Annotated in this window: 4 protein-coding genes; 2 read left to right on the forward strand and 2 right to left on the reverse strand. The window is 36.6% G+C overall.

From position 1 onward, the window contains the following. Positions 1–33 precede the first annotated feature (33 nt). Together A6E03_RS18380 and A6E03_RS18385 are read right to left on the reverse strand one after the other, a co-directional pair. Positions 34–318 (reverse strand): type II toxin-antitoxin system RelE/ParE family toxin, encoded by a 285-nt coding sequence (locus tag A6E03_RS18380; RefSeq protein WP_012535033.1) that lies wholly within the window; start codon positions 316–318, stop codon positions 34–36. Continuing rightward, positions 308–556: a type II toxin-antitoxin system Phd/YefM family antitoxin gene (locus A6E03_RS18385; RefSeq protein ID WP_045103969.1), complete on the reverse strand. Its 249-nt coding sequence runs from the start codon at positions 554–556 to the stop codon at positions 308–310. Before A6E03_RS18385 ends, A6E03_RS18380 begins: the two co-directional genes overlap by 11 nt. Before the next feature lie 228 nt (positions 557–784). On the opposite strand from A6E03_RS18385, the gene A6E03_RS18390 reads away from it, so the two are divergent. Together A6E03_RS18390 and A6E03_RS18395 are read left to right on the forward strand one after the other, a co-directional pair. After that, the gene (locus A6E03_RS18390) at positions 785–1,213 is read left to right on the forward strand and encodes a hypothetical protein (protein WP_065601482.1); all 429 of its coding nucleotides are present in this window, start codon (positions 785–787) and stop codon (positions 1,211–1,213) included. 72 nt (positions 1,214–1,285) lie between these two features. Further along, positions 1,286–1,726 carry a hypothetical protein gene (locus A6E03_RS18395; RefSeq protein ID WP_065601483.1) on the forward strand — a complete coding sequence of 147 codons (441 nt, stop codon included), beginning with the start codon at positions 1,286–1,288 and terminating at the stop codon, positions 1,724–1,726. Positions 1,727–1,739 lie beyond the last annotated feature (13 nt).

Below are 1,739 nucleotides of genomic sequence, written 5' to 3' on the forward strand. Positions count from 1 at the left end.
TAAACGTGTTATGCCAGCGTTAAACCGCCATGGTCAAATCCTGTGCATCGCTTTTTTGTATACGTCGCTGCGTTCTCTTTTGCCAACAGCTAAAACGGTGACAATTATTACGTCATCTTCAACTTTATATACTAATCGGTAACCAGACTGTCGTAGCTTAATTTTGTATAAATTATCAGCGCCTGATAGCTTTGACGCAGGAACGTGAGGATTATCTAAGCGTTCTAATAGTTTTTTCTTAAATTGCTCACGAAGCGTTGCACCTAGTTTATTCCATTCTTTATATGCGCTCTTTTTGAAATCTAACTTATAAGTCATGGATGTTTACCGAAATAGTTTCTTCATTCTCTCGTTCTGCGGCAAGGGATAATAGTTCTAGATCTTCAACTCGATCCATCAAAAGTTCATAAGCTTCAGCTGGTACACAATAAAATGCAGGCTCATTTCTGTTTAGTACAGCAACAGCTTCGCCATAAGCACTTGAAGCAACTTTCATTGGGTTAGCTTTAAACTCGGTAATACTTGCTGCAACATCAGCTAAAATTCTAGTAGTCATAACGGTCTCTAATTAGGTTGATTATTCGGTCATTATAGCGTGTCATTGCGGTTTAACAAAGCAATCAACACGATTTATTACATTCGGCGTTGTAGGTTTGTCTTTGGTTTCGGTGTTTAAGGCAGTAAAATTCAGCTAAGTCGTCGTAGTAATAAACGTGTTATTGCGGCGTTATGTTTCCGATCGACAAACGGGCTTCGAGCTTGTATTGATAATATAGAGTAGAGAATGAAATTTATTTATGTAGTATTTTTGGCTTTTGTAGCATCGATAGTAAATGCTGGAGAGATTGAAGAATATAAAAACAATCTAAGCACAGAATACTCAGTATTGTTGCAGGAAATCCCATCAAGTGAGCAAGGTGCTTGGAATGCGCGTAGTTATGATATAACACAGAAGGTCTTAGATGAAAGTGCTTCACATGATCAAATTGTAGAGTACTTCAAGCAGCAAGGTACTTATGATTCATACAAAAATACGTTACCTTTTTCTTATCTAAAGAAAGTTCAATATATTCGCTTGGATATGCAAACAACCCTAGTTAATGAGTTAGGAGCTTATGTTTATAGTGATTTCTATAACAAAGAAGTAAAGTTACTCCTTGTAGCCATTGAAACTGAGCTGTCAGGATTACAAAATACACAAGGTGCGCTCTAACTTCAGAGTAATCTATCAAAGTACTTTCGTTTAAAAAGGAAGGTAGAAGAGTTAACTAATAATCCTTTAGTTATGTCGGAGTTAAAATTCCGTCCTGCTTCAAGTGCATGGGACACTGCGCCAGAGCTGATGAAGAAATTTACGCTGTATGATTGGCGTAAGAGTGTAGAGATTTTGAATGGCTATAAAGCGGAATTAAACGATATAAATGATAGTTTCATATCATTCAATAAGTTAAGGCTACAAGATCCAGCAGGGTATATATCTTTTGGGTCTCAAATCGCAGTGTTATTGATAACTGTTGCAGGGTATATAATTAGCTACACTAAGACACCGTCATTAGGTGTTATTTCATTTTTGGTTGTTTCCTCCATGGTACTTTCACTTGTCATGATATCAATAAGCTCTAGTACGTTATTCAATATTGCGATTCAGGCTATGCTTCCCGGTTCATTTATAGTTTATTGGACAGTTCAAAAGCATATTAGCCTCACATCAAAAAAAGAAACATAACAAACGACTATGG

Origin of the sequence: Aliivibrio sp. 1S128 (assembly GCF_001691065.1) — a bacterium.
Classification (GTDB): domain Bacteria; phylum Pseudomonadota; class Gammaproteobacteria; order Enterobacterales; family Vibrionaceae; genus Aliivibrio.